This is a genomic window from Micromonospora sp. NPDC048935 (assembly GCF_043197875.1).
GTDB lineage: Bacteria > Actinomycetota > Actinomycetes > Mycobacteriales > Micromonosporaceae > Micromonospora.
In genome coordinates this window covers 386,163-410,778 of sequence record NZ_JBICTZ010000004.1, presented here as the reverse complement: position 1 = coordinate 410,778, position 24,616 = coordinate 386,163, and the positions used below count along the sequence as shown (strand labels likewise).

19 protein-coding genes are annotated in these 24,616 nt (G+C 72.4%); 9 read left to right on the top strand and 10 right to left on the bottom strand.

The window, feature by feature from the left end; all coding sequences use genetic code 11:
* Nucleotides 1-20 precede the first annotated feature (20 nt).
* Together ACGFIW_RS15155 and ACGFIW_RS15150 are read left to right on the top strand one after the other, a co-directional pair.
* Nucleotides 21-329, top strand: coding sequence for a hypothetical protein (locus tag ACGFIW_RS15155; RefSeq protein WP_393314998.1), 309 nt, complete (start codon nt 21-23; stop codon nt 327-329).
* 302 nt (nt 330-631) lie between these two features.
* Nucleotides 632-1,357 (top strand): methyltransferase domain-containing protein, encoded by a 726-nt coding sequence (locus tag ACGFIW_RS15150; protein ID WP_393314996.1) that lies wholly within the window; start codon nt 632-634, stop codon nt 1,355-1,357.
* Nucleotides 1,358-1,523: 166 nt separating this feature from the next.
* Here the strand turns inward: ACGFIW_RS15150 and ACGFIW_RS15145 are convergent, their stop codons facing one another.
* Nucleotides 1,524-3,020, bottom strand: a complete 1,497-nt coding sequence (locus ACGFIW_RS15145; RefSeq protein WP_393314993.1) for an amino acid permease — start codon at nt 3,018-3,020, stop codon at nt 1,524-1,526.
* A gap of 200 nt (nt 3,021-3,220) precedes the next feature.
* Between ACGFIW_RS15145 and ACGFIW_RS15140 the strand changes: the two genes are divergently transcribed.
* Nucleotides 3,221-4,876: a glycoside hydrolase family 10 protein gene (locus ACGFIW_RS15140; RefSeq protein WP_393314990.1), complete on the top strand. Its 1,656-nt coding sequence runs from the start codon at nt 3,221-3,223 to the stop codon at nt 4,874-4,876.
* Between the two features lie 180 nt (nt 4,877-5,056).
* A complete protein-coding gene (locus ACGFIW_RS15135; protein ID WP_393314987.1) occupies nt 5,057-5,593 on the top strand; it encodes a phospholipase in 537 nt (178 codons plus the stop codon).
* A 194-nt stretch (nt 5,594-5,787) separates the two neighbouring features.
* Here the strand turns inward: ACGFIW_RS15135 and ACGFIW_RS15130 are convergent, their stop codons facing one another.
* A complete protein-coding gene (locus ACGFIW_RS15130; protein WP_393314984.1) occupies nt 5,788-8,628 on the bottom strand; it encodes an ATP-binding protein in 2,841 nt (946 codons plus the stop codon).
* Between the two features lie 152 nt (nt 8,629-8,780).
* Nucleotides 8,781-8,993 carry a zinc ribbon domain-containing protein gene (locus ACGFIW_RS15125; RefSeq protein ID WP_393314981.1) on the bottom strand — a complete coding sequence of 71 codons (213 nt, stop codon included), beginning with the start codon at nt 8,991-8,993 and terminating at the stop codon, nt 8,781-8,783.
* 36 nt (nt 8,994-9,029) lie between these two features.
* Here ACGFIW_RS15125 and ACGFIW_RS15120 point away from each other — a divergent pair, with 36 nt between their 5' ends.
* The 3 genes from ACGFIW_RS15120 (at nt 9,030) to ACGFIW_RS15110 (ending at nt 15,041) form a co-directional block, all read left to right on the top strand.
* Nucleotides 9,030-10,580: a lytic murein transglycosylase gene (locus ACGFIW_RS15120; RefSeq protein ID WP_393314978.1), complete on the top strand. Its 1,551-nt coding sequence runs from the start codon at nt 9,030-9,032 to the stop codon at nt 10,578-10,580.
* 72 nt (nt 10,581-10,652) lie between these two features.
* Nucleotides 10,653-11,669 (top strand): GNAT family N-acetyltransferase, encoded by a 1,017-nt coding sequence (locus ACGFIW_RS15115; protein WP_393315316.1) that lies wholly within the window; start codon nt 10,653-10,655, stop codon nt 11,667-11,669.
* Nucleotides 11,670-11,762: 93 nt separating this feature from the next.
* Entirely contained in the window at nt 11,763-15,041 is a 3,279-nt protein-coding gene (locus ACGFIW_RS15110; RefSeq protein ID WP_393314975.1) for a lamin tail domain-containing protein, read from the top strand.
* Nucleotides 15,042-15,109: 68 nt separating this feature from the next.
* Here ACGFIW_RS15110 and ACGFIW_RS15105 read toward each other — a convergent pair whose 3' ends face one another.
* Entirely contained in the window at nt 15,110-15,685 is a 576-nt protein-coding gene (locus ACGFIW_RS15105; RefSeq protein ID WP_393314973.1) for a helix-turn-helix transcriptional regulator, read from the bottom strand.
* Nucleotides 15,686-16,314: 629 nt separating this feature from the next.
* Nucleotides 16,315-16,662: a MerR family transcriptional regulator gene (locus tag ACGFIW_RS15100; protein ID WP_393314970.1), complete on the bottom strand. Its 348-nt coding sequence runs from the start codon at nt 16,660-16,662 to the stop codon at nt 16,315-16,317.
* Nucleotides 16,663-16,719: 57 nt separating this feature from the next.
* Between ACGFIW_RS15100 and ACGFIW_RS15095 the strand changes: the two genes are divergently transcribed.
* Together ACGFIW_RS15095 and ACGFIW_RS15090 are read left to right on the top strand one after the other, a co-directional pair.
* Complete coding sequence (locus ACGFIW_RS15095; protein WP_393314967.1) at nt 16,720-17,295, top strand: NADPH-dependent FMN reductase; 576 nt, start codon at nt 16,720-16,722, stop codon at nt 17,293-17,295.
* 8 nt (nt 17,296-17,303) lie between these two features.
* Entirely contained in the window at nt 17,304-18,830 is a 1,527-nt protein-coding gene (locus ACGFIW_RS15090) for a DHA2 family efflux MFS transporter permease subunit (protein WP_393314964.1), read from the top strand.
* Here the strand turns inward: ACGFIW_RS15090 and hemB are convergent.
* From hemB to ACGFIW_RS15065, 5 genes are read right to left on the bottom strand one after another with little or no spacing between them, the layout of a single operon-like run.
* Nucleotides 18,781-19,764, bottom strand: a complete 984-nt coding sequence (hemB, locus tag ACGFIW_RS15085; RefSeq protein WP_393244122.1) for a porphobilinogen synthase — start codon at nt 19,762-19,764, stop codon at nt 18,781-18,783. The genes ACGFIW_RS15090 and hemB overlap by 50 nt on opposite strands.
* A gap of 22 nt (nt 19,765-19,786) precedes the next feature.
* The gene (locus tag ACGFIW_RS15080) at nt 19,787-21,367 is read right to left on the bottom strand and encodes a uroporphyrinogen-III synthase (protein ID WP_357068337.1); all 1,581 of its coding nucleotides are present in this window, start codon (nt 21,365-21,367) and stop codon (nt 19,787-19,789) included.
* On the bottom strand, nt 21,364-22,332 hold the full coding sequence (hemC, locus tag ACGFIW_RS15075) for a hydroxymethylbilane synthase (protein WP_393314962.1): 969 nt from the start codon (nt 22,330-22,332) through the stop codon (nt 21,364-21,366). Before hemC ends, ACGFIW_RS15080 begins: the two co-directional genes overlap by 4 nt.
* Entirely contained in the window at nt 22,329-23,726 is a 1,398-nt protein-coding gene (locus ACGFIW_RS15070) for a glutamyl-tRNA reductase (RefSeq protein ID WP_393314959.1), read from the bottom strand. Before ACGFIW_RS15070 ends, hemC begins: the two co-directional genes overlap by 4 nt.
* On the bottom strand, nt 23,723-24,493 hold the full coding sequence (locus tag ACGFIW_RS15065) for a redox-sensing transcriptional repressor Rex (RefSeq protein WP_393244128.1): 771 nt from the start codon (nt 24,491-24,493) through the stop codon (nt 23,723-23,725). The genes ACGFIW_RS15070 and ACGFIW_RS15065 overlap by 4 nt, the downstream gene beginning before the upstream one ends.
* Nucleotides 24,494-24,616 lie beyond the last annotated feature (123 nt).

Genomic DNA, 24,616 nt, shown 5'->3' with positions numbered 1-24,616 from the left:
CCCGGGGTGAGAATGACCTCATGCTCAAGTGGGAGTACGCCCTGCTGGTCCGCCGCCGCCAGGCCGCGACCAACGACCTCGGCTGGGAGGTCGTCTTCGTCTGGTACGGCCCGGACGGCTCGATGGTCGACGTGACGCCGTACGGCGACACCTCGCTGGCCCACCTGAACCGGGCCGGTGACCAGGGCTGGGAGTTGGTCGCGATGAGCGAGGACCCGTCCCTGCCCGGCAACCACGAGTTGCACCGCTATCACCTGAAGCGGCCGAAGCCCGCCGCACCGCAACCCCGTCAGCGGATGCGCGGCAGCCGCCGTACCCTCTCGGGCTGATCCGACCGGCACGGCCCGGCGGCCCGGCACGGCGGCACGGCCCGGCGGTCCGGCCCGGCGGTCCGGCCCCTCGGCGCGGCCCGGCGGCACGGCCCGGCGGTGCGGCCCCTCGGCGCGGCCGGGCGGTCCGGCCCCTCGGCGCGGCCGGGCGGCGCGGCCGGGCGGCGCGGCCGGGCGGCGCGGGGCAAAGGCGCTCGTCCTGCGACACGCCTGTGCCTCGCCGCGCCGGAGCAGGCGACGACGCGGACGAGCGGGGCATACCGGGCGCGATTGCGGGTAACGCGCGGCGGGAGGTGGCCCGAATGGTCGCTTTGGCACAGACTCCGCCCTCGGCCGACCGGCTGCGGGCGATCGACGAATCCCTCACCCTGGCGTGGGCGGACCAGGCTCGGCATGACGACCGGCTCCGGAGCTTGGCCGTCGAGGTGCGGTTCGACCGGGGGGTGGCCCATCTCAGCGGAGACGTGGCCGAGCCCGCCGAGCTGCGGCTGGTGCGTGACCTGGTGGGCCGACTGGCCGGCGTCTACGGCGTCTGGTGCCGGGTCGGCGTCGGCGGGCGGGCACCGGTGGTCGTGGACCTCGGTTGCGGTCCGACCAAGCAGTGGTCGGGAAACCTGGGGTTGGACATCTACCCGGCGCCCGGCGTGGACGCGGTGGCGGACCTGTCCGGCTCGCTGCCGCTGGCCGACAACTCGGTGGACGTCCTCTTCGCGGTGCACATCCTGGAGCACCTGATCGATTTCCTGCCACTGGTGGACGAGTGCCACCGGGTGCTCCGTCCGGGTGGCGTGCTGCACGTGATGAGCCCCTGGTGGGGGCACGTGAACGCGGTGGCCGACCCGACTCACGTCCGACTGATGGACGTGCAGACGTTCAAGGGGATCTGCCAGCTCCGGCCGCCGGGCACCCCGCGGTGGTACCCACTACACGCGGGCTGCGACGGCGCCTCGATCTTCGCCGACCTGACTCCCCTCCCCCCGGACGCCGACCCAGCCCCCCAGCCCCACCTGGCCCGCTTCTTCGACTAACCCACCCACCCCACCCACCGCACCCACCCACCCACCCGACCCACCCACCCCACCCACCGCAACCCAGGTTGATCATGAGGTTGACGGGCACGGTGGAGATCGAAAACCCGGTCAACCTCATGATCACCGCGTCTGGGCGGGTCGGGGTGGGTCCGGGCGGGGCGGGTCAGGCGGTTGGTTTGCGGGGGCTTGGGGTGACTGCCGGTTCGTGTTGGGCCAGGCGGTTGCGGCGGTAGCCGTAGCCGAAGTAGATGATCGCGCCGAGCAGCATCCAGGCCAGGAACCGCAGCCAGGTCTCCACCGATAGGTTGAGCATCAGGTAGAAGCAGGCCAGCGCCGAGACGATCGGCAGCACCGGGGAGAACGGCACCCGGAACGGTCGCTCCAGGTCCGGGCGCTTGCGGCGCAGGATCGGCACCGCGATCGACACCAGCACGAACGCGCAGAGCGCGCCGATGCTGACCAGATCGGCGAGCGCGGACAGCGGCAGGAAACCGGCCAGCAAAGCGACAGCCACCGTCATGATCGCCGAGATCCGGTACGGGGTACCCCAGCGCGGGTGTACCGCCGCGATCGACGGCGGGATCAGCCCGTCCCGGGCGATGGCGAAGCCGATCCGGCCCATCGCCACCAGGTCGACCAGGATGACGCTGGTCAGGCCGGCGACTGCGGCGATGGAGACCAGCACCGCCGCCCAGCCCGCGCCGACCGACTCGAAGGCGGACGCGATCGGGGCACCCCTGTCGATCTCGGTGTACGGCACCATCCCGACCACCACCAGCGAGACGCCGATGTAGAGCAGGGTGGAGATCAGCAACGTGCCGAGCAGACCCAGGGTGAGGTCCCGCTTGGGCTTCTTCGTCTCCTCACCCAGGTTCGCGACGGCCTCGAAGCCGGTGTACGCGAAGAACACCACAGCCGCGGCGCTGAGCACCCCGACGAAGCCGAAGACCGACGGTTCCAGTCCGAAGAGCGCCTGCGTGACGGGTTGCTTGATGCCGTCGTCGCCGCTGCCCGCGGGCTCGGCCGGCGGGATGAACGGGCTGAGGTTGGTGGCCTTGACGAAGAACAGACCGGCCACCACCACGAACACGCAGATGGCAACCTTGACCAGCACCAGCAGGTTGGTGATCCGGGAGGATTCCCGGATGCCGACGATCGCCACGACGCCGAGGATCAGCACGATCGCGATGGCACCGAAGTTGACTGTGCTGCCCTCCTCGCCGAACCAGCGGGTCGGCAGGTCGAGCAGTTCGGCGAGGTAGCCGGACCAGCCTCGGGCCACCACTGCGGCACCGAGCGCGAACTCCAGCAGCAGGTCCCAGCCGATGATCCAGGCGACGATCTCGCCCATCGTCGCGTACGCGTAGGTGTAGGCGCTGCCGGCCGTCGGCACGCTGGAGGCCAACTCGGCGTAGCAGAGGGCGGCGAGTAGGGCGACCACGCCGGCGATGGCGAAGGAGATCACCACGCCCGGTCCGGCACTGTCCCGCGCCTCGATGCCGGTGAGCGTGAAGATGCCGGTGCCGATCACGATGCCGATGCCGAACCCGGTGAGGTCGACGGCGCCAAGCCGTCTCTTCAGCCCGAGGGTGCCGTCACTGCCGTCCGCCTCACCCTGGGCTATCACGTCCTTGATTGGTTTTGTGCGCAGCACGGACACCCGGCCACCCCTCCCGCCGTGCGACCACCTCCGTGGCGGTCGGTAACCGGCGTTGCTACCCAGCGGCGCGATTGGTCAACCACGAACCCTTGCGGCAACGGCCAGATTGTGAAAATTTCCTTCCAACAACGCGGACATCCAAGGCGATTCTTGCCGCGCGCCGCGAACCATCCGGGAGCCCCAACGAAGGGACACACCGCATGAGAGCCACCCGACTCGGAGTCGCCGGGCTGGTCGCAGCCCTGCTCGGCACGTCTGTCACCGCCACCCCCGCGAGCGCCGCGACAGATGCCGCCGCTCCCACCACCACCTGCGTCACCGACCCGGCCACGCCGAAGCGTCAGTTCCGGGCCATGTGGATCTCGTCGGTGGTCAACATCGACTGGCCCAGCAAGGCGTCCCAGAGCAGCCCGGACCGGGTCGCCGCTCAGCAGGCCGAGTATCGGGAGCTGCTCGACCTCGCCGAGCGGCTGCACCACAACGCCGTCGTGGTGCAGATCCGGCCCACCGCCGACGCGCTCTGGCCCTCACCGTACGAGCCCTGGTCGGAGTACCTGACCGGCGCGCGTGGCCAGGACCCCGGCTGGGACCCGCTGGCCTTCCTCGTCGACGAGTCGCACAGGCGCAACCTGGAGTTCCACGCCTGGTTCAACCCGTACCGCGTCTCCATGCCGGCGCCCGGCGGCGCCGGCGCCGACCTCGCCCAGCTCGCCCCGGGCCACCCGGCCCGGCAGCACCCCGACTGGACCTTCGCCTACCCGCCGGCCGGCGTGGCCGGCAGCCGGCTCTACTACAACCCGGGCATTCCGGAGGTACGCGAGTTCGTGCAGACCGCGATGATGGACGCGGTTCGGCGGTACGACATCGACGGTGTGCACTTCGACGACTACTTCTACCCGTACCCGAGCGGCACCTACCAGGTGCCCGACGATGCCACCTTCGCCGCGTACGACCGGGGCTTCACCGACCGGGCCGACTGGCGGCGGGACAACATCAACCTGTTGATCCAGGAGATGAGCGGAAAGATCAAGGCGGCGAAGCCGTGGGTGAAGTTCGGCGTCAGCCCGTTCGGCATCTGGCGCAACAGGGCCGCCGACCCGCTCGGCTCGGACACCACCGGCAGCCAGTCGTACGACATCATCTCCGCCGACACCCGCAAGTGGGTCAAGCAGGAGTGGATCGACTACGTGGTGCCGCAGCTCTACTGGTACATCGGCCAGTATCCGGCCGCCGACTACGCGCGCCTGGTGCCGTGGTGGGCCGAGACGGTGCGCGGCACCCGCGTGCAGCTCTACATCGGCCAGGCCGACTACAAGAGCGGCGATCCGGCGTACGGGCCGTACTGGCAGAACCCACGGGAGTTGTCCGACCACCTGACGCTCAACCGGTCGTACCCCCAGGTGCAGGGCAACGTGCACTTCTCGGCCGTCCAGGTGCGGGCCAACCGGCTCGGTGCCACCGACATCTACGCGGCCGAGCACTACTCACGCCCGGCGCTGGTGCCGACCATGCCGCACCTGCCGGCCAGGCCGCTGCTCTTCCCGGTGGTCAGCGGGACCGCGCGACAGGCTGACGGGGTACGGCTCACCTGGCGTCAGCCCGCCGACGGCGTCGGCCCACTCGGCACCGCCACCTCGTACGCGATCTACCGGTTCGACGGCACCGCGCTGCCCGGCCGGTGCGGCACGGCCGACGCCGCGCACCTGGTCGACACCGTCCGGGCGACGCCCGGCGGCACCCAGTCCTGGGTGGACACCTCGGCCGAGCCCGGCCAGCGCTACACCTACCAACTGACCGCACTGGACCGGTCGGCCAACGAGAGCCCCACCAGCCCGCCGGCGTTCGTCCTGCGCTGACCCGCTCTCGTCGAATGCCCCGGGTGCCCCTGGCAACCGGGGCATTCGCCTGTTTCGACGCATGTCACCAATAGTTTGCGAGGCGCATTCCCGCTGGTCGACCCCTTGATCGAAACTTATCGACATCCGGTAACCCGCCGGTAACTTCGTCCCACCCGCTCACCCCCGCGGAGGTAACCCGTGCCCCGACGTCTCGCCACCCTGCTCGCCTCGGGCGCGTTAGCGCTGCTCGCCACCCTCACCATCGCCTCCCCCGCCGCCGCCGTCACCCCCGCCCAACGACTCTCCGTACTGTCCAGCTGGACCCAGACGAGCGCGTCCAGCTACAACTCGTGGAACAGCGCCCGGGTCAACCGGGCACCCTGGGCCGAGTACAACTTCACCTGGTCCACCGACTACTGCTCGTCCAGCCCGGACAACCCGCTCGGCTTCACCTTCAACCTGGGCTGCTACCGGCACGACTTCGGCTACCGCAACTACAAGGCGGTCGGCCAGTTCTCCGCCAACAAGTCCCGCCTCGACAGCGCCTTCTACGAGGACCTGAAGCGCGTCTGCACCACGTACAACTCGGTCGTCCGTCCGGCCTGCTACAGCCTGGCCTGGACCTACTACCAGGCCGTCAGCATCTTCGGTTCGGTAGCGGCCGTCCAGCAGGCCGACATCGACCGCGCCGCCCGAATGAAGGCCCAAGCCGAAGCCAACGCCAAAACCCCCTAACCCCACCCCACGCCCTACCCCCCGACCCCGCGCCCCGACCCCGACCCCGACCCCGCGCCCCGGCCCCGGCCCCGGCCCCGCGATCTTGCACTTTTTGTCGCCCATTTGCCGCTTTGGCACCGTTATCTCCCGACAGAAAGTGCAAGATCGCCGGGGCTCGGGGGCGGGGCGGGGTGGGGGCAGGGTGGGGTGGGTTAGGCGCGTTCGGTTCGGGTTGCCGGGTGGCGGTCGGGGTCCACCGGGCGGCGGGGGGTGGGCTGGGACAGGCCGGTGCTGAAGCGGGTCGAATCCGCTGCCAGGTCCGGATGTTCCACGTCCAGTGCCAGCGCTGCCGCCTCGTCCAACCCCAACTCGGCACCCTCGCCGTACGCGTCGTCGAAGACCGTGTCGCCGAGCACCGCGCGCAGCTCCGCCTGCTGTTCGGCCCAGTAGCCGCCGAAGATGCCCGGGGTCGCGCGCATGCTCGCCCGGGTGGCCTGCGCCGCTCCGAACAGGCGCGCCGCGGTCAGCCGGTCCCCGCCGATCGCACAGCGCACCGCGATCGCGTTCAACGTGTCGCAGGCGCGGCCGTGGTAACCGTGACCCATCCGGGAACGCAGTGCCACCAGCAGGTGCTCGTGTGCCGCGATCACATCGCCCCGGGCCAGCGCGACCATCCCGAGCAGCATGTCCACCGACCGCCGGCCCCGCTCCACCGGACGGGCCGCCTCCACCGGGCGGACCGCCCCCAGCAGGTCGGCCGCCTCCTCCAGGGCACCGCGCCGCCAGAGCAACTCGGCCAGGCTGAACACCGCCAACAGCGCCTCGCCGACCACGTCCTGCCCGTGCGCCCAGTCGATGACCTCCCGGCACACCCGCTCGGCCTCGACGAACTGCCCCATGTCCACGAGCGGCGCGGCCCTGCCGGCGAGCACCCGGGCCAGCAGCCCGGCATCACCGGCCTGTCGGGCGGCGGCCTCGGCCCGCTGGGAGTAGCGCAGCTCCTCGGCGAACTCACCGTCCGCGCCGGCGTGCAACGAGTGCATGTGGTAGACCGCAGCCAGCTCCGCCTCCGGGATCCGCTCACCCGTCTCGGCGATCCGCCCGTACAGCCGAAACAGCCACAGCCGCCCCTCCCGGGCCAGGCCCCGCTCAAGCCACCACTGGTCCAGGCCGCCGGCCAGACCGAGACCGGCACGGGCGCTGCCGCCGGTGGCGCACCACCGCAACGCGGCGCGTACCTCCCCGGCCAGGGGGTCGAGGGCGTACAGCGACAGGGTCACCGGACGGCCGTCCTGGCCCAGGTGTGCCCGTTCCACCGCATGGGCCGACCAGGCCACATGCCGGTCCCGGGCAGCCTGCGCCTCGCCCGCCTCGGCCAACCGCCGCGCCGCGTACGCCCGGATGGGGTCGAGCATCCGGTAGGTGCTGCCGGTGGCTCGCGGCTCGGCCAACACCATCGACTTGTCCACGAGCACCGAGAGCGGATCCAGCGGGTCGTCACCCAGCAGCCACTCCACGGTCGCCAGGTCCACCGGCCCGGCGAAGACCGACAGCCACCGCAGCAGGCGGGCGGCCCGGGGCCCCAACGTCCGGTACGACCAGGTGACGGTGGCCTGCATGGTCAGGTGCCGCTCGGTGGCCGAACGCTGCACCGCCCTGCTCGCCGGAGTGGGCGGCGACGCCCCGGACGCCGCGGCGACCAGGTCCACGGTGTCCTGCTGGTTGCCGGACCAACCGCGCTCCACCGGCGGCGGATCCGGATCCTGGCGACCGGCGTCCAGGGTGCCCAGAACGTCGTCCAGGCGCTCCGCGAGCTGACCGACGGAGAGCACCCGCAGCCGGGCGGCGGCCAACTCGATGGCGAGCGGCAACCCGTCCAGTCGCTGCACCACCCGCCGGAGGTCGGCCGACTCGGCTGGGTCCGGTCGTCGGCCGCCGCGTGCCGCCGCCGTACGGTCCAGCAGCAGCGCCACCGCGTCGCTCTCCGTGCCGTCCGCCCGTGGGTCGACCGAGAGCGGCGGGATCCGCCACACCACCTCGCCCGGCAGGCTGAACGACTCCCGGCTGGTCGCCAGCACCCGCACGCCACTCCCACCGGACAGCAACCGCGCGATCACCTCCGCGCAGGCGGCCGGCTGGGTGTCACAGGTGTCCAGGACGACAAGCATGCGGCGGGCCGCCGCGTACTCGACAAGGGTGTCCAGCATCGGCCGGCCCGGCTCGGGTCGCAGGCCGAGCACCGCGGCGATCGCGAACGCCACCAGACCCGGGTCGGTCACCGCGGCGATGTCGACGAACCAAACCCCATCCGGGTACGCCTCGACCATCCCGCTGGCCAACTCCACCGCGAGCCGGGTCTTGCCCGCCCCGCCCGCGCCCAGCACCGTGATCAGACGATGCTGCTTCATCAGCAGGCCCAACTCGACTCGCTCGGCCTGCCGGCCGACGAACGACGTCACCTGGGTCGGCAGGTTGTGCGCCACCGCGTCCGCGGTGCGGGGCCGGGGGAACTGCCGCTCCAGGCCCGGCGCGACAAGTTGGAAGAGCCGTTCCCGGTCGTCGAAGCCACGCAACCGGTGTAGGCCCAGGTCGAGCAGGGTGGCACCGGGCGGCAACGGCTCGGCCCGACGGGCGGTGGACGCCGAGCAGAGCACCTGCCCGCCGTGCGCGGCGGCGGCCACCCGGGCGGCCCGATGCACCTCGGGGCTGGCGTAGTCGCCGTCGCGCGGCTCGGCGTAACCGGTGTGCAGGCCCATGCGCACCCGGGGTGCGGCTTCGGCGGTGGGCCAGTCGTGGTTGGACAACGCGCGCTGGGCGGTCAGGCAGGCGGTCAGCGCCGAGGTCGCGTCCTCGAAGGCGAGGAAGAACGAGTCGCCCTCGGTCAGCAACTCCGCGCCACCCGTGCTGGCCAGCGTCCGACGTAGCAGCCGCCGATGCTCGGCGAGCACCGGCCGGTAGTCCGGGCCGAGCAACTGGGCCAGCCGGGTCGAGCCCTCGATATCGGTGAACACGAAGGTCACCCAACCGCTCGGGAGCTGGATCCGTGGCGACATGCGTGGAACCTCCGCCCGTGACGTCGGGTTCATGCTGCCTGAGTCCGAGCGGTAACGCATCGTGAGAACGGCCGGGCAGATGCCGCCTCAAAGTGCCACTCGAACCCGCTCACGGCAAGACCAGCCCACCAGGTGGCGGAGAACGGGGCCGATCAGCAGCCGCAGCCACCGCCGCAGCACCCGCCACCGGCGGGCGTCGGGGCACTGCCGGCCCCACCCCGGCCGGTGACCGCGACGGCGGAGAGCAGCTTGACCGTGTCGGCGTGTCCCTGTGGGCAGGTGGCCGGGTCGGCGGCCGCCGCCATCGAACGGTTGACCTCGAAAGTGTCACCGCAGGCGCGGCAACGGAACTCGTACCGGGGCATGTGCCCAGGGTACGTGGATCTGACGTTCGGCGGAGGATGGGTGATACTCGACGGGTGGTGGACGGCGAGGACGACACGCGTGTGCAACCGTTACGACCGGCCGCGCCGCTGGAGGGGCCACTTGAGGGCTCCGGGGCCGCCCCCGACCCGGTGCGCGCGGTGCCCCGCCCCCGCCGGCCCTGGCTGAGCGGCCGGATCGGGGGTACGCCGACCACGCCCGCCACCACGGCCAGTCCCACCACGGCCAGCCCGTCCGCGAGCGCCGCCGGCCCGGACGTGAGCACCACCGGGTCCAGCCCGGACGTGAGCGCCACCGCTCCGGGCGTGAAGCCGTCGGCCGCGTCCGATCCGGTCGCCGACGGCAAGGCCGACACGCAGGTCGAGACCCCCAGGTCCGAAGCCGCCACCGAGCCGAAGACCGACAGCGCGAAGACCGACGCGCCCGCCGACAGCGCGAAGACCGACGCCTCGGCCGACAGCGCGAAGACCGACGCGCCGGCCGACGGCGCGAAGGCCGTCACCGTGGTTGGCGTCGGGGATCCGGCGAAGACCAGTGTGGACGAGTTGCCCGTCGTGGCGGTGCCCGGCCCTGTCCGGCGACGGCGGGTGCCGTTCGCGCACGCGGTACGGCTGCCACCGCGCCAGGCGGCGGCCTCCGCCGCCCGTGCGACCCGAGCCTGGGCTCGCCGGCCGAGCGGTCGGCTCACACTGCCCGGCCTCTTCCTGTTGGCGCTTGTGGGCGCGACAGCCGCGGCGGGGGCCCTGCTCGTGCCGGCCACGATCCGCGCACCCCGTCCGGTCGCGGCCGACGCTTCCGGCACGCCCACCGTGCCGCCGGGAGCGCCGTCCGGCCTGCCCACCGGGCTGGTGCCGACCGGCCCGGGACTGCCCGGCGGAGGACTGCCCAGTGGCGGACTACCGAGCGGCGGACTACCGAGCGGTGGACTACCCAGTGGCGGACTACCGAGCGGTGGACTGCCCAGCGGGCCCGCCGTCGGGCCGGGGGTTGGCGGGCGTCCGTCGGACGCCCTCGCGGGCTGGGCACAGCAGGTCGCGAGCAAGGTGGGCATTCCGGCCGTCGCCATGCAGGCGTACGGCTACGCCGAGCTGATGCTCGCCCAGACCAACCGCAGCTGCGCGCTGAGCTGGACCACGTTGGCCGCGATCGGTCAGGTCGAGTCGGGGCACGGCTCGGCCAACGGTGCCCGGCTGGGGCAGGACGGCAAGGCGCTACCGAAGATCATCGGGTTGCCGTTGGACGGGAACGGCGGCCGGATGCGGATCATCGACACCGACCGTGGGGTGCTCGACGGGGACCTGACCCTCGACCGGGCCATCGGGCCGATGCAGTTCATCCCGACCACCTGGCAGGAGATCGGCGCGGACGCCGACAACGACGGGGTCAAGGATCCGCACGACCTGGACGACGCGGCGCTGGCGGCGGGAAACTACCTCTGCAAGGGGGGTCGCAACCTGAGCATCCCCGGCGACTGGTGGAACGCGATCCTCTCCTACAACGACGTACGGCGGTACGCCCAGGACGTCTATGACACCGCCAACCGGTACGGACGGTCCAGCCGCCTGTGAAGTGATCGTCTCGATACGTTGGAGAACTGGACACTTCCCCCCGGCCTCTGTTAGCGGCAAGCTAGACAGGTGATGGTGCGCGAGTGGGACCCCAGGACCGCGTCGTCCGCCGAGATCGCGTCGCTGCTGGTCACGCTGAACGCGGTGCTGGCGGCCGATCTTCCGCAGGACCCGCCGTGGCGGGAGACCTCACTGCGGGAATACCTCGCCGAGGTGATGCCCGGCGAACGGCGGATCTCGTGGATCGCCCAGGCAGAGCCGACCGGCCCCGGTGATCCGGGCGCGGTGCTCGGCCAGGTCCACGTGCTGCTCCTCGGTGACATCGGTGTGCTCGAGGTGCTTGTGCACCCGTCGGTGCGACGCGGCGGCCTCGGTCGTGACCTGGTGTTGCGCGCCGCCCGCCGGGTCTACCAGGAGGGTTTCCAGTCGATCGGGGTCGAGGTGGTCGGTGACACGCCCGCGGTCGGGTTCTACGAGTCGCTCGGCTTCACCCGGGAGTACGTGGAGACGCGCAGCGTGCTCGACCTCACCGCGGTCGACTGGGCCGAGTTGGCCGAGATGGCCACCGGCGTCGCTGCGGGCTACCACCTGGAGTTCTTCCCTGGCGGGCCACCGGACGACCTGATCGAGGCGTACGCGCGGGCGAAGGCCGAGGTCCGCGACGTCGACGACGGTGAGCTGCGCCCCAGCTCCTACGATCCGGAGCGGCTGCGCGACAGCATCGACACCCTGCACCGGCGAGGCATGAAACCGTACATCGTGCTCGCTCGGCACGAGCAGAGCGGCGAGGTGGCCGGCCTGACCGAGGTGGTGGTCCCCGCGCAGCACCCGACCCGTGCCGACCAGTACGACACGATCGTCGCGCAGGACCATCGGGGCTACGGCATCGACCGGGCGATCAAGGCCCGGATGCTGCTGGAGCTGCGCTCCGCCGAGCCGGAGCTGATCGAGGTGCAGACCTGGAACGCGCAGGCCAACGAGGCGATGCTCAAGGTCAACGCGGAGCTGGGCTACCGGCCCGACCGGGACTGGTGCGAATACAGCGTCGACGTCGCCGAGCTGGTGCACCGACTCGATCCGCCGCGCTGAGGGAATTCACGCAACTGTCCACTAGGGGATGGACGGTGGACAGTCGGGCACCTTAACGTGCGTTGACTCTCATCCACCCATCGTGGAGGCCCTATGCGCCCGCGCCGCTCAATCGCCGCGCTCGCGACCGCCACCGCCGCCGTGACGGTGGCGGCGCTCGGCGTCGCACCCACCGCGGCCAGCGCCGCGCCTACCGACCTGTTCATCTCGGAGTACGTCGAGGGCTCGTCGAACAACAAGGCGATCGAGCTGTTCAACGGCACCGGCGCTCCGGTCGACCTCACCGCCGGCGGCTACCAGCTCCAGCTCTACTTCAACGGCTCCACCACGGCCACCACCATCGCGCTGGCCGGGACGGTGGCTGCCGGAGACGCGTTCGTGTTCGCCAGCGCCTCGGCCGGGGCCGCCGTCCTCGCCCAGGCCGACCAGACCACCGGGGCCAGCCTGTTCAACGGCGACGACGCGATCGTGTTGCGCCGGGGCAGCACCGTGCTCGACTCGATCGGGCAGCTGGGCGTCGACCCGGGCACCGAGTGGGGTGCGGGTGCCACAAGCACCGCGGACAACACCCTGCGCCGCCTGTCGACGGTCACCACCGGCGACACCGATCCGACCGACGCGTTCGACCCCGCCGCGCAGTGGGCCGGTTTCCCGGTCGACACCTTCGACGGCCTCGGCACGCACACGGTGGACGGCGGCGGCCCGGTCGACGTCCCGGCCACGTTGACCTGTGGTGGCCCGCTTGTCACCGGCGCGGGCACGGCGGCGAGCCGGGAGGTCACCGCCACCGACCCCGACGACACGATCGTCGACCTGACGGTGACCTCGGTCAGCCCGACGCCGTCCGCCGGCTCGATCACCCGCACCGCGTTCACTCCCGCCGAGGGCCTGGGCGGCACCGCCCGCGCCACGATCGGCGCGAGCGCCGACCTCGCCGCCGGGGCGTACACCGTCGCGGTGACCGCGACCGACGCGGGCGGTGGCACCGCCACCTGCGCGCTGGCCGTGCAGGTGACCCGGGAGCTGACCGTCGGCGAGGTGCAGGGCCCGACCACCGACGCCGAGCCCGGTCCGACCGATCGCTCGCCGCTCGCACCGACGAGCGGCAACGGCACGAGCAGCACGCTGTACGACGTGCGCGGCGTGATCACCCAGTTGACCCTCGCCCGCACCTCGGCTGGCGCGGAGCAGCACGGTTTCTTCCTACAGAGCCGGGTCGGGGACACCGACGGTGATCCGACCAGCTCCGACGGCATCTTCGTGTTCATGGGCGCGTTCACGTCGCTGGTCGGCGGCTACGTGCCGACCGTCGGCGACGAGGTCGTGTTGCGGGCGCGGGTGTCGGAGTACTACAGCTTCACCCAGCTCTCCGGTGCCTCGCTGGTCCGTCGGATCGCCGGTGGCCTGGCCGTGGACAGCGCGGTCGCGGTGACCGACGCGGTGCCACCGGCCGAGCTGACCGACGCCCAGCGGTTCTGGGAGCGACACGAGGGTGCCCGGATGCGGGTCCGCGCGGGCAGTGGCGCGGTGAGCGGCCGGGACGTCTTCTCCTCCACCGCCGACGCCGAGCTGTGGGTGGTCGACCGCGACGACCCGCTGCTGGACCGCGCCGACCCGTACTCCCGGCGGGTCTTCCGTGACTCGCACCCGCTGGACAACGACCCGACCCGCCGCTTCGACGACGGCAACGGCCAACGGACACTGCTCGGCAGCATGGGCGTGAAGGCGACCGTCGGGGACAGCGCCGCACTGCTCCCGCCGGCACACACCTTCGACACGCTGCGCGCCGACGCGGTGGGCGGGGTCCACTACTCGTTCGAGAAGTACGGCGTCCAGGTCGAGCGGGCCGAGTTCGACGCCGGGGCCGACCCGTCGAAGAACAACCCGCCCACGCCGGCCGACCGCTCGCAGGAGGTGGCCGTGGCCACCTACAACGTGGAAAACCTGTACGACTACCGCGACGACCCGTTCGACGGCTGCGACTTCACCGGTAACACCGGCTGCCCGGGTGTCGACCCGCCGTTCGACTACGTGCCGAGCAGCGAGGCGGACTACCGCGAGCAGTTGGCCGCGCTCGCCGACCAGATCGTGAAGGATCTGCACGCACCGGACCTGATCCTGGTGCAGGAGGCCGAGGACCAGGACATCTGCACGGTCTCCGGTGCCGCGCTGAGCTGCGGTGACACCAACAACGCCGATGGCGCCCCGGACAGCATCCAGGAGTTGGCGCTCACCGTGGCGGCGGCCGGCGGGCCCGCGTACGCCGCCGCCTATGACCGCACCGGCGCGGACGCCCGCGGCATCACCGCGGCGTTCCTGTACCGCACGGACCGGTTGTCGCTGGCGGCCGCGACGGCGAACGACCCGCTGCTCGGCTCGGCGCCGACCGTCCAGTACCGGGCTGCGGGGCTGCCGGCCAACGCCGACGTGCAGAACCCGAAGGCGCTCAACGCGGTGCTGCCGGCGGACGTGGACACCTCGACCGGCCGGGACGGCACCAACGTCTTCACCCGTGCTCCCCAGCTGGGCAGGTTCAGCGTGGCCGCGTCACCCGGCGCGTCCGAGCGGTTCACCCTGTACGCGCTCAGCAACCACTACTCCTCCGGCCCGGACAGCCGGGTCGGGCAGCGGCGGGAGCAGGCGCGCTACGGTGCCGCCATCGTCACCGCGATCGAGGCGGCCGACCAGAACGCCCGGATCGTCTACGGCGGGGACCTGAATGTGTTCCCCCGCCCGGACGATCCCATCGCCACCGGCGACCAGCCCACGCCGTCGGACCAGCTCGCGCCGCTCTACGAGGCTGGTCTGCACAACCTGTGGGACAACCTCGTCGCGGACGTGCCGGCCTCCGCCTACTCGTACAGCTTCGAGGGGCAGGCACAGACACTCGACCACCTGTTCGTCAACGACGCGCTCTACGGCGATCTGGTGCAGGTGCGGGCGGCGCACATCAACGCCGACTGGCCGGCGGAATTCACCGGCGACGGGTCGCGTGGTTCCAGCGACCACGACCCGCAGGTGGCGAGGTTCCGGTCCCGGGCCACGCTCACCGTGGCCGACGCGACGGTTGTCGAGGGCAACCAGGGCACCCGGCAACTGACGTTCACCGCGACGGTGTCCCGGCCCCTGTCCCAGCCGGTGCTGCTCTGCGCCGCCACCGTGGGCCTGACGGCGCAGGCCGGCTCGGACTTCGACTCGTACGCCGGCTGCCGGGTGCTGGCCGCCGGGCAGACGTCGGTGGCGTTCCCGGTGACCATTCGGGGTGACCGCAGACGGGAGGCGGACGAGAGGCTGACGCTGCTGGTGGCCGGCGTACCGGGCCTGCGGCTGGCCGACCCGCTCGCAGTCGGCACGATCACCAACGACGACTGATCGCGGCGTCTGGTCGACGACGGCCCGCCGCCCCGAGTGGGGTCGGCGGGCCGTCGTCCATCCGTGCGTCAGCGGTATCGCCAGAGCTGTGGCGGCGGCGGATCGCCCCGGTGCCGGGCTACCCGAACCTCCCACTGACTGCGCCGACGCATCGCGTCCCGGACGTCCCGATTGCGGTAGAACGTCTCGGGCGGGCGGGCCAGCCCGTAGATGTCCGCCCACCACTCCCCCGGCTCGGGGTCGAGGATGGTGTCCAGGTGCGACGGATAGCGGCGCCCCGCACCGTCGCGCGTGTCGTCCCAGTCCCGCATCGGCCTGAGCACCCGGCCGAACTCGTCGACGACGGCCAGCCGGAACCCGGCGACGCCGATGATCCGGCGCAGCAGGTCGATGCTCGGAACAGTCCGACCGGCCTCGATACGGCCGATGGTTGCATGGTGCGCTCCCGCCCACCGGGCCAGCTCACGTTGGCTCAGGTCGGCGTGCCGACGGATCGCCCGAACGATGCCAACGACCGGCCACGGTGTGCCGGAAGGCTCGCTGAGTATGACTTTCCGCTGCGCGGTGCCGAGGCTCGTGCCGTTGGGATTCCCGCCGTCGGCGCTGGATGCTCCCGCATCCGGAGGTATCGGTGAGTCGTCCATGCCGCCACAGTCCCGGCTCGCTCCGTTTCTCGCAGCCCCGTCTGCCGAGCCTGTGGACAACGAAAGGACCTGTGGATAACCGGGCGCCCATTGCGGCACGCAGGTAGCCTCCGCCCGCGTCGGCGAAACCGTGAGCCGTGGACGGCACGTCCTCCCCGCCGAAGGAGCAGGGAGGGCAACCCAACTCTTCCCCCTTTGCTCTGCACCCCAATATGCGCCGGTTGCGGACCGTAGCCGTCGCACCGGCGGGTGCAGAGCAAAGGCAGCGGCATGAGCCGAGCCAGCTCGCCGACGCGACCGGTGTAACCGTCGCACCGGCGGGTGCAGAGCAAAGGCAGCGGCATGAGCCGAGCCAGCTCACGGACGCGACCGGTGTAACCGTCGCATCCGCGGGTGCAGAGCAAAGGCAGCAGCGTGACCCGAGCCAGCTCGCCGACGCAGCCGGTGCAGCCGTCGCATCCGCGGGTGCAGAGCAAAGGCCGGTGTGGAGGCGTCGGGGCCAGGGACCCGCCAGACGAGATCCGGAGCCAGCCGTCGAGGCCACATCCTGTGCACGCTCCACGGAGGGGCACCACGATCGATGCGCGTCGTCGCGGTTGGACAGCGCGGGGCGACTCGACTGGGCGGTGTCAGAGGTCGCAGAGACGGCGACCGGAGCCGATGTCGTCAAGTGCCGCGTGCAGGTCACGGATGCGCCGCTCGGCCTCGGCGGTCAGCCGATCGTGTAGACCCTGCCAGTCGGCCGGCTCGGGGTTGGGCGGCAGGACGGCGAGCAGGTCACGGATGTCGTTGACGGTCAGGCCGACGCGCTGGGCCACTCGCGCCACCCTGATCCGGCAGGCCGCGTCGGAGTCGAAACGCCGCTGGTTGCCGCTGGTGCGGGCCGCCGCGATCAGGCCCTGCCGCTCGTAGAACCGCACGGCGGAGCCGCTGACCCCGCTCTCCCGGGCCACCTCGCCGACCGTCAACGTGCCCATCGAAACTCCCCCGTCGCCATTGACTTCACCATTACTTCAAGTCTTAGCGTCCGAGGCATGACTACGCAAGAGGACTCCGCTCCGCCGACCGTCGCCGTGCTCGTCGGGAGCGTCCGTCAACCTCGGGTGGGTCGCTCGATCGCCAACTGGTTCGTCGCCCACGCGGGCCGCCGCGCGGACCTCGACCTGGACCTCGTCGACCTCGCCGAGGTGCCGCTGCCCTTCGCCGACACCCCTCCCGGGGGCAATGCGGCAAGCCCGATCAGTGCCCGGTTGGCCGCCGCCGACGCGTTCGTGGTGGTGACACCCGAGTACAACCACAGCTTCCCGGCCGCGCTGAAGAACGCCATCGACTGGCACTACCGGGAGTGGGCCCGCAAGCCGGTGGCCTTCGTGTCGTACGGCGCCGGTTCCGGCGGCATCCGCGCGGTCGAGCAGCTCCGGCTTGTCTTCGCCGAGGTGCAGGCCGCCACGACCCGCTCCGGGGTGGTGCTCCGGGCACCCTGGGAACGGCTGGACGACACCGGTCGGCTGGTCGACGACGAGCCGCTGCGCAAGGCCGCCGACGCCACGCTGAGCGAGCTGGCCTGGTGGGCCGAGGCGCTGCGCGTTGCCCGTCGGGCCCGGCCCTGAGCCGCGACATGGACGCGTCCGCGCGACGGCTCGGCTGGTACCTGACCCTGGGTGGCCTGCTCGCGGTGATCGACACCACGGTCACCGTGGTGGCCCTACCGAAGCTGGTCGACGACCTCGACACCAACCTCACCACGATCGGCTGGGTCACCAGCGGCTACGCGCTCGCCCTGGTCGCGGTGATGCCCACCGCCGCCTGGGCGATCGGCCGCTTCGGTGCCCGCCGCGCCTACCTGACCGCGCTGCTGCTGTTCACCGCCGGCTCCGTGCTGGCCGGGGCCGCCTGGGACGTCGGGTCGCTTATCGCGTTCCGGGTGCTCCAGGGGCTGGGTGGCGGGCTGCTCAACCCGGTCGGGATGGCCCTCGCGCTCGCCGCGGTGCCGCCGGGGCGGCGCGGACGGATGATGAGCCTGCTCGGCCTTCCGGTGCTGGTCGGGCCCCTGATCGGGCCGGTGCTGGGCGGGCTGCTGCTCGATCACGCGTCTTGGCGGTGGATCTTCTGGATCAACCTGCCGGTGGGGTTGTTGGCGGTGTTGCTCGGCCGGTCGGTGCTGCCCGTCGCCGACCCGCGACGGCCACCGGTCCGGCTGGACGTCGTCGGGCTGCTGCTGCTCTGCCCCGGCCTGGCGCTGGCGGTCTACGGGCTCAGCGTCACCGGCGAGCGCGGCGGCGTCGTCACCGCGGCGGTGCTGCTGCCGCTCACGCTCGGCGCCACGCTGGTGGTCACCTTCGCATGGCGGGCCGGCCGGATCCGGCAGCCACTGCTGAACCTGGCCGTGCTGCGCGCCCCGGGAATGGCCGGAGGCGCCGCGACGGTGGCGTTCTTCGCCGCCGGATACTTCGGCTCGTTCCTGATCATCCCGGCCTACGTGCAGGTGGTACGCGGTGACTCGGCCACTCTGGCGGGGGTGATCGGCATCCCGCAGGCGCTGACCACCGGGCTGATGCTCCAGGTCGCGACCCGACTCGTCGACCGCGTCTCGGCGCGGCGGGTCGTCGGGCTCGGCATCGTCACCGCCGTGGCCGGCACGGTGGCCCGGGTACTGGTGCTCGACGCGGACACGTCGTACCCGCTGCTGGCCACGCTGGGTGCGGTCATCGGCCTGGGTATGGGCGCGACGCTGATGCCGACGATGACCGCGGCCAGCCGGTCGCTCCCGCCCGACGACCTGCCGTCCGGCTCCACGTTGCTCACCACGGTGTCGCACACCTCGGTCGCGGCCGGCACGGCGCTCATCGCCGCCGTCCTGTCCTGGCTGGCGGACCGGTTCGCCCCCAGCCTGGGCGGCGGGGGCATAACGGCCGCCAGCCGACTCGACCCGGCCAGCCGGCTCGGCTTCGCGCCGGAACTGGCGCAGGCCACCCGGCTCGCGCTGGCGGTGTCGGCCGTGCTGTTGGCGCTCGCCTGGCTGACCAGCCGGCGACTTCCGGCCGCCGTCGCGGGTGCCGACGAGGTGGTCACCCCGGCGGGACCCGCGGAGTCGGTCAGTAGCGCTGGCGCAGCAGCCCGGCGGCCTCGACCGCCCAGTAGGTGAGGATGACCTGCGCGCCGGCCCGCTTGATCGAGGTGAGCGTCTCCAGCATCACGCGCTCCCGGTCGATCCAGCCGTTCGCGGCGGCGGCCTCGACCATCGCGTACTCACCGGAGACCTGGTAGGCGGCGACCGGGACGTCCACCGCGGCCCGCACCGCCGACACCACGTCGAGGTAGGGCAGCGCCGGCTTGACCATCACCAGGTCGGCACCCTCGGCGACGTCGAGCGCCACCTCGCGTAGCGACTCCCGCAGGTTGGCCGGGTCCTGCTGGTAGGTGCGCCGGTCCCCCTCCAGCGCCGACTCCACCGCGTCGCGGAACGGGCCGAAGAACGCCGAGGCGTACTTCACGGCGTACGCCAGCACTGCCACGTCCTGGTGCCCGGCGGCGTCGAGGGCCCGGCGTACCACGCCGACCTGGCCGTCCATCATCCCGGACGGCCCGACCATGCCGACCCCGGCGGCGGCCTGGGCCACCGCCATCTCGGCGTACGCGGCCAGGGTGGCGTCGTTGTCGACCTCGCCGTCTCCGGTGAGCAGCCCGCAGTGCCCGTGCGAGGTGAACTCGTCCAGGCACAGGTCGCTCATCACCACCGTGGCGTCGCCCACCTCGGCGACCACGTCGCGGATGGCGACGTTCAGGATGCCGTTCGGGTCGATGCCGGCGGAGCCGGTCGGGTCCCGCTGTTCCGGTACACCGAAGAGCATGATCCCGCCGACCCCGGCCTGGACCGCCTCGGCGGCGGCCTTGCGCAGCGAGTCCCGGGAGTGCTGGAGCACGCCCGGCATCGACGCGATGGCGCGCGGCTCGGTCAGTCCCTCCTTGACGAACATCGGCACGACCAGCTCGGCCGGGTCGACGCGGGTCTCGGAGACCAGCCGCCGCACGGCCGCGTTACGGCGCAGCCGGCGGGGCCGGATCTCGGGGTACGACATGAGGGGGCCTCCTCGGCGACGACTACCGGAAGCGGAGCGCGGTCGGCCCCTGCACCTTCGAGCCACGGCGCTGCTTGGCCGGCATGGCGGCCAGCTTCTCGCGCAGCTCGACGGCGTAGGCGGCGAGCGCCTCCACCAGGTCGGGCACCGAGGCGTGCGGTGGCTGCACGTCGACCCGCAGGCCGAACTCGGTCGCGGTCTCCGCCGTCTTGGGCCCGATGACGGCAACAACGGTACGCGCGTGCGGCTTCCCGGCGATGCCGACCAGGTTCCGGACGGTGGAGGATGACGTGAACAGGACAGCGTCGAACCCGCCCGACTTGATCGCGTCCCGGATCTCGGCGGGCGGCGGCGCGGCCCGCACCGTCCGGTACGCGGTCACGTCGTCGACCTCCCAGCCGCGCTCGGTGAGCCCGGCGGCGAGCGTCTCGGTGGCGATGTCGGCACGCGGCAGCAGCACCCGGCCCACCGGGTCCAGGATCTCGTCGTGCGGGGAGAACTCGGCCAGCAGCCCCTCGGACGACTGCTCCCCGGCGGGGATCAGCTCCGGCTGGATGCCGAACGCGCGGACCGCGTCCGCGGTCGCCTCCCCGATGCAGGCGATCTTGACGCCGCCGAAGTGCCGGGCGTCGAGGCCGTGCTCGGCGAACTTCTCCCACACCGCGCGGACCGCGTTGACCGACGTGAAGATCACCCAGGCGTACCGGCCGTCGACCAGGCCCTTGACGGCCCGCTCCATCTGCGCCGGAGTACGCGGCGGCTCGACCGCGATCGTCGGCACCTCGCACGGGATCGCCCCGTACGCGCGCAGTCGGGCGCTCATCGCGCCAGCCTGCTCCTTGGTCCGGGGTACGAGCACCTTCCAGCCGTACAGCGGGCGGTTTTCCCACCAGCTCAGCTTGTCGCGCTGGCCCACCCCGACGCCGACGGTGAGCACCACCCGGCCGGTGAAGCCGAGCGCGGCGGCCACGAAGCTGTCCACGGTCGACGTGGTCGTGTACTGGGTCTCGCCGGTGCCGTCGCCGGTCACACCGACGCCGGTGGTGCCGTCGACCCCGGCGGCGAGCAGCCCGTCCCGGACGGCGGCGAGGTCACCGGCGTCCACGGCGAGCGCGAGCGAACCCCGGCCGACTGCCGCGGCCAACGCCTCGAAGTCCAGGGCGCTGACGTCCTCGACGTCCGCGGCGGTACGCACACCCGGCAGCGGAACACCCGCGTAGGTGGCCACACCCTCGGCCTGGCCGACACCGGGCACCACCTCGAAGTGCGCGGCGGTGCGGGCAACCGCCTGCACCTCCTTCACCACCGAGTCGTGGCCGAACGGGTCGCCGGCGACCAGGTGCACCGCGTTCAGCCCGGACCGGGCCGCGGAGATCAGCACCTTCGCCACGTCCCCGGGTGCGCCTTCGGCGGGGGTGAACTCGGCGTCGTCGGAGGCCTCGGCGCGAACGACGGCGAGCAACGACTCCGGGACTCCCCGGTCGTAGATCACCTGGTCGGCGTCGACCAGGGCGTCGTGGGCCCGACGGGTCAGCAGGCCCGGGTCACCGGGGCCAGCCCCGACGAACGCGATACGGCCGACGGGCTTACGGGTGCGGGTCATTCTGTGCTCCCAAATTGCTGGGTCCCCGGGCCGGTGTGTCCTTCGTGGCCGAGGATCGAGTCGGCGCCGAGGTCGAGGAGTTCGGCGGCGAGTGCCTTACCGATCTCCGCCGCGTCGGCGGGCGTTCCGGTGCGGGACAGCCGGAGGTCACGAGTGCCGTCCGGGCTGATCACCGCCCCGCGCAGGTAGATCTCATCGCCGTCGTCGCCTTCGGCGAGTTCGGCATAGGCGGCGACGGGTGCGCTGCACCCGGCCTCCAGGGTTGCCAGCAACGCGCGTTCCGCGGTGACCGCGGCGCGCGACGGTGCATGGTCCAGCACCGTGAGCAGCTCGACCAGGTCCTGGTCGTCGACCCGGCACTCCACGGCCAGCGCGCCCTGAGCGGGCGCGGGCAGCATCAGCATCGGGTCCAGTGCCTCGGTGACGACGTCGAGCCGGCCGAGCCGGGCCAGCCCGGCCCGGGCGACGACGACGGCGTCGAGGTCGGCCTCGGGGCCGAGCACCCGCGCCAGGCGGGTGTCCACGTTGCCGCGGATCGGGGTGACCTCCAACTGTAGGCCGAGGGCGTGCAGTTGGGCGATACGGCGCAGCGCGCCGGTGCCCACGGTGGCACCGGGCGGCAGCTCGGCGAGCGTCCGGCCACCGCGGGCGATCAGCGCGTCGCGCGGGTCCTGCCGGGGCGGCACCGCCGCGATGTGCAGCCCAGCGGCGGCAGCCGTGGGCAGATCCTTGTAGGAGTGCACCGCGAAGTCGATCGTCCCGGCGGTCAGCGCGTCGCGCAGCGCGGAGACGAACACCCCGACGCCGAGCCGGTGCACCGGCGCGTGGGAGCGGTCGCCGGCGGTGACCACCTCGACCAGCTCGACCGGGCGGCCGGTGGCGGCGGTCAACGCCTCGGCGATCTGGCCGGACTGGGCCATCGCCAGGGCGCTGCCCCGGGTGCCGAGGCGCAGTGGGGCGGTCATCGCGCTCCTCCGGTGGGTGGGGTCGGCTCGACGCTGTCGGCTCCGGATACCGGGTCGATGCCGGGGAGCACCGTGCCGAGGTCGGGGGCCAGCACCTCCGGGACGGTGTCCACCGGAGAGGTCTGCGGCACCTCAAGGTCGAACAGCTCGCGCAGCAGGGCCGCGTACTGGTCGCCGCCCGGCTCCGCGGCCAACTGGCGGACCTTGACGGTGGGCTGGTGCAGCAGGCGCTGCACGACCCGGTGCACCGTACGGGCCACCTCGGCACGCAGGTCGTCGCCGAGGTCGGGGCGACGCTGAGCGAGCCGGCGCAGCTCGGCGGTGACCACGTCGTCGGCCCGGCCGCGCAGCGCGGCCACGGTGGGTGCCACGTCGGCGCCGCGCAGCCAGGTGAGGAAGCCCTCCACCTCGCCCCGCACGATCCGTTCGACGGCGGCGGCGTCCGCGGCGGCCGGACCGTCGGCGAGCAGCGCCGCCATCCGGTCGATGTCGATCACCTCGACGCCGGGAAGCTCGGCGACGCCGTCCTCGACGTCGCGGGGGACGGCCAGGTCGAGCAGGACCAGCGGGCCCCGGGCCGGGTCCCGGTCGGCCAGGGCCGCGCCGACCACCGCCCGGGTGAGGACCGGTTCGGTGGACGCGGTGGCGGCCACTACGATGTCCACTGTGGAGAGGGTGTCGGCCAGCTCGGTCATCGGCGCGGCACTCGCCCCGTACGACTCGGCCAGCCGGACGGCCCGGTCGGCGCCCCGGTTGCTGACGGTGAGCGGGCCGGCGCCCAGTCGGGAGAGCGTGGCCACCCCGAGCGAGCCCATCGCGCCGGCGCCGACCACCAGGGCCGGGTGGCCGGCGAGGTCGCCGGCGAGGTGCCCGGCGGCCAGTTCCAGCGCGGCGGTGACGACGCTCTGGCCGGCCCGGTCGATGCCGGTCTCGGCGTGGGCCCGCTTGCCGACGCGCAGCGCCTGCTGCATCAGCTCGTGCAGCAGCCGGCCGGCCGAGTCGGCACCGGTGGCCCAGTGGTACGCGTCGCGTAGCTGGCCGAGGATCTGCGCCTCGCCGACCACCATCGAGTCCAGACCCGTGGCGACCCGGAACACGTGGTCCACGGCGGCGGTGTCGTAGTGCACGTACAGGTGGCTGGCGAGCGCCGCCGGCGAGCTGCCGGCCTGCTCGGCCAAGACGGCGCAGACGTCACCGAGGCCGCCGTGGAAACCGGACACGGCGGCGTAGACCTCCACCCGGTTGCAGGTGGAGACGATCACTGCCTCGGCCACGTACGGCTGGGCGACGAGGCGGTCCAGGGTGCGGGTCAGGTCGGCGGGAGGAACGGCCAGTTGCTCCAGCGTGGCGACCGGGGCGGTCCGGTAGGACGCGCCGACGACGAGCAGCTTCACGTGCCTATCGCCTCCTGGGTGTCGGTGGCCGCGAACCCGCCGGGCAGGGCGGTGAGAGCGGACCCGCCGGTGGCGGGCAACGCGGTCAGCGACGCCTTGCGGTGCTCGTGGAAGGACAGAATCTGCAGCTCGATGGCGAGATCGACCTTGCGCACGTCGACCCCCTCCGGAACCGAGAGTACGCACGGCGCAAAGTTGAGGATGCTCGTCACGCCGACGGCGACCAGTTGGTCGGCGACCTGCTGGGCGGCGGCGGCCGGGGTGGCGATCACGCCGATCGCGAGGGATTCCTCCGCGGCGACCGTGGGGAGATCGTCGACATGCCTGACCACCAGGCCGTTGATCTCTTCGCCGACCCGGGAGGGATCGGCGTCGAGCAGTGCGGCGATCCGGAAGCCCCGACCGGCGAAGCCGTCGTAGCCGGCCAGAGCGTGACCGAGATTACCCACGCCGACCAGGGCGACCGCCCGGCGCTGGGTGAGCCCGAGCACATTCTCGATCTGCTCGATCAGCAGCGTGACGTCGTAGCCGACGCCCCGGGTGCCGTACGAGCCGAGGTGGGACAGGTCCTTGCGGAGCTTGGCGGAGTTGACGCCGGCGGCCGCGGAGAGCCCCTCGCTGGACACCGTCTCGTGCCCGGTGTCGGCGAGGTTGTGCAGCGCGCGCAGATATTCCGGGAGCCGGGCGACGGTGGCCTCGGGCAGATCCGGGAGCGCTGGTACGGCACCGGCGCGGCCGGGCGCGCCTGGGTGACGGTGCTGACTCATGAGACTCCGTGCGGTGCGATCCTCGGCCAACTCCGCTGGTGGGCCGCTTATGGACTCCCGCTGGCGACCGAGGTTGGCGGCTGTGCTAGCAGGGCGCGTCGGAGTCACAGAGTAGGCGCTTGT

Bases quoted from the DNA above. Each gene is read 5' to 3' on its own strand.
- ACGFIW_RS15155 (WP_393314998.1), top strand. From the start codon at position 21: ATGCTCAAGTGGGAGTACGCCCTGCTGGTCCGCCGCCGCCAGGCCGCG.
- hemB (WP_393244122.1), bottom strand. From the start codon at position 19,764: ATGTCGTACCCCGAGATCCGGCCCCGCCGGCTGCGCCGTAACGCGGCC.
- ACGFIW_RS15125 (WP_393314981.1), bottom strand. From the start codon at position 8,993: ATGCCCCGGTACGAGTTCCGTTGCCGCGCCTGCGGTGACACTTTCGAG.
- ACGFIW_RS15130 (WP_393314984.1), bottom strand. From the start codon at position 8,628: ATGTCGCCACGGATCCAGCTCCCGAGCGGTTGGGTGACCTTCGTGTTC.
- ACGFIW_RS15150 (WP_393314996.1), top strand. From the start codon at position 632: ATGGTCGCTTTGGCACAGACTCCGCCCTCGGCCGACCGGCTGCGGGCG.
- ACGFIW_RS15095 (WP_393314967.1), top strand. From the start codon at position 16,720: ATGACTACGCAAGAGGACTCCGCTCCGCCGACCGTCGCCGTGCTCGTC.
- hemC (WP_393314962.1), bottom strand. From the start codon at position 22,332: ATGACCGCCCCACTGCGCCTCGGCACCCGGGGCAGCGCCCTGGCGATG.
- ACGFIW_RS15065 (WP_393244128.1), bottom strand. From the start codon at position 24,493: ATGAGTCAGCACCGTCACCCAGGCGCGCCCGGCCGCGCCGGTGCCGTA.
- ACGFIW_RS15100 (WP_393314970.1), bottom strand. From the start codon at position 16,662: ATGGGCACGTTGACGGTCGGCGAGGTGGCCCGGGAGAGCGGGGTCAGC.
- ACGFIW_RS15140 (WP_393314990.1), top strand. From the start codon at position 3,221: ATGAGAGCCACCCGACTCGGAGTCGCCGGGCTGGTCGCAGCCCTGCTC.
- ACGFIW_RS15080 (WP_357068337.1), bottom strand. From the start codon at position 21,367: ATGACCCGCACCCGTAAGCCCGTCGGCCGTATCGCGTTCGTCGGGGCT.
- ACGFIW_RS15120 (WP_393314978.1), top strand. From the start codon at position 9,030: ATGGGTGATACTCGACGGGTGGTGGACGGCGAGGACGACACGCGTGTG.
- ACGFIW_RS15110 (WP_393314975.1), top strand. From the start codon at position 11,763: ATGCGCCCGCGCCGCTCAATCGCCGCGCTCGCGACCGCCACCGCCGCC.
- ACGFIW_RS15090 (WP_393314964.1), top strand. From the start codon at position 17,304: ATGGACGCGTCCGCGCGACGGCTCGGCTGGTACCTGACCCTGGGTGGC.
- ACGFIW_RS15105 (WP_393314973.1), bottom strand. From the start codon at position 15,685: ATGGACGACTCACCGATACCTCCGGATGCGGGAGCATCCAGCGCCGAC.
- ACGFIW_RS15115 (WP_393315316.1), top strand. From the start codon at position 10,653: ATGGTGCGCGAGTGGGACCCCAGGACCGCGTCGTCCGCCGAGATCGCG.